Raw genomic sequence first — 2,472 nt, 5'->3', positions numbered from 1 at the left:
CACCGACGGCCCGTCCGCCAACACCACCGACACCTCACCCGCCGGCAGACACGTCACCACCGCGTCCCCGTCCACGTCGGCGACCATCGCCTCCAACACCGCCCGGTACATGCCACCGAGCCGCAGGACGTTGGGGTAGCTGACCGCGTGCGGCCGGGCCAGGATGTTGATGACGCCGCCAAGCGTGGAGACGTGCAGCCCGAACTCGCCGCTGGCCTCGTAGATCGCGTCGTCGAAGTCGACCCGCTCGGTGTCGACCTGCTCGAAGTCGAGGTAGTTGAAGAGGATCTCGATCGGCCGTCGTCCGTCGCCGAGGCGCTGCACGGCCGGCAGCGGGTAGCGGCGGTGCGGCCACAGCTCCAGCTCACCGGCGAACGTGCCCCGAATCAGCTCCCGCCAGGTCCGCGCGCTCGCGTCGTGCGTGAACGGCAGCGTGTTCAGGTGCATCCCGTACACGCGGTCCGCGCCGGTCACCTCGGGCCGGCCGTGGCTGACCAGCCCGCTGGTGAAGACCGGCTCCGCGGTGAGCTGGCTCATCACCTTCAGGTGCGCGGCCAGCAGCACGCTCTTCAGCGACGTGTCGGTCCGGCTGGCCAGCTCACGCAGGTCGTCCATCAGGTCGTGCAGCGGGACCCGGGTGCCGCACTCGTACTCGGGCACCGACTCGTCCTCGCCCCAGCCGGCGGGCAGCTCGAAGACCGGCTGCGCGACCACGCGCTGCCAGTACTCCCGGTCCTCGGCCGACGACAGCGCCTCCAGCTCGCCGGCGACGAAGTCGGCGTAGCGCACGGGCGGCGCCTCGAACGCGGCCGGCGCGCCGCTGTCCCGCAGGCTGCGGTAGCTGTCGAGGATCTCCATCAGCAGCGAGTGGTGGCTCCAGCCCTCGAGGATGCCGTGCGACATGGTCAGCACGAACCACCACGTGCCGTTGCGGCCGGCCGCGCCGGCGACCCGCATCTGCGGGACCTGGTCCGGGGTGAACGGTTGGGCCCGCTCGGCGGCCAGGTACGCCCGCAGCCGGGCCTCGGCCTCCTCGTCGGTGCCGTCGCGCAGGTCGAGCAGGGTGACGTCGACGGGCACCTCGGCGTGCACGAGCTGCATCGGCACCGAGTAGCCGGTCAGGTCGAACGAGGTGCGCAGGATCTCGTGCCGGTCCACCACGGTCCGCACCGCACCGCGCAGGGCGTCGCCGTCGAAGGCGTGCTCGTCGCGGATCGGGAACGCCGACACGTTGTGGTAGGTGCGCCGGTCCGAGTCGGAGAGGGTGACCACGAGCATGGCGAGCTGCACCTGCCCGCACGGGTACGCGTCGGCGAGCCCGGCGGGCAGCGCGGCCCGGTCGGCGTCGTCGAGCAGGCTGAACGGGGCGACCGCCTGGAAGGCGGGCGCCACCTCGGCGCTGTCGCCGGCGGCGAGGTGCCCGGCCAGGGCGGCGACGGTGCGGTGCACGAAGACGTCGCGCACCGAGACGGGGTGGCCGGCGTTGCGCAGCGCGCCGACGAGGGCGATGGCGCTGATGGAGTGCCCGCCGAGGTCGAAGAAGCTCTCCTGGGTGCTGACCTGCTCCAGGTTGAGCACCTGGCCCCAGATCCCGGCCAGCTGGGCCTCCAGCTCGGTCGACGGGGCGACGTACGCCCGCTCGGCCGGCACCGAGGTATCCCACAACGCGGCCCGGTCGACCTTGCCGTTGGCGTTGAGCGGGATCGCCTCCACCGCCACGAACTCCGCCGGGATCATGTACTCCGGAAGCTGCTCCACGCACCCGGCCCGGATCCGGTCCGCCAGGCCGGCGGTCGCGGGCGCGGCCGGCCGGTAGAAGACCACCAGCCGGTCCGACTCACCGACCAGGGCGACGGCGTCGCCGACGCCGTCCACACCCTCCACGACCGACTCGATCTCACCCAGCTCGATCCGGTAACCACGGATCTTCACCTGGTGGTCGACCCGCCCCACGAACTCCACCGCACCATCGGGCAACCGGCGCACCAGGTCCCCGGTCCGGTACATCCGCGCCCCGACACCGACCCCAGGCTCGGCGCCGGACGCGACCGCCGCAGCGGCGAACGGGTCGGGCAGGAACCGTTCCGCCGTGAGGGCCGGCTGGTCGGCGTAGCCACGCGCCACGCCCACGCCACCGACGTACAGCTCGCCGACGACGCCCACCGGAGCCAGATGCAGGTCCCGGTTGAGCACGTACATCGTCATCCCGGGCAGGGCACGACCGATCGGCACCACCGGACCCGGCTGCTCCACCACCACCGGGAAGATGCAGGTGCCCACACTCGCCTCGGTCGGCCCGTACTCATTCACCAGACCACCCGCACCAAGCAGGCCCAACCACCTGTTGGCAAGCGCCGCCGGCAACGCCTCACCAGCGACCACCACCACCGGCGCCAACGACGACAACGCCTCATCCGACAACTGCCGACCCAGAATCTCCAAATGACCCGGCGTCAACTTCAAGAAACTGAA

General features: G+C 71.8%; 1 protein-coding gene. It reads right to left on the bottom strand.

Going from position 1 to position 2,472, the window contains the following annotated elements:
• Positions 1 to 2,457: condensation domain-containing protein (locus ABZ809_RS34435; RefSeq protein ID WP_357566843.1), on the bottom strand; the 2,457-nt coding region annotated here is incomplete at its 3' end.
• Positions 2,458 to 2,472 lie beyond the last annotated feature (15 nt).

This window comes from Micromonospora sp. NPDC047074 (assembly GCF_040643815.1).
Lineage (GTDB): Bacteria > Actinomycetota > Actinomycetes > Mycobacteriales > Micromonosporaceae > Micromonospora.
This window is presented reverse-complemented; position numbering and strand designations above follow the sequence as displayed.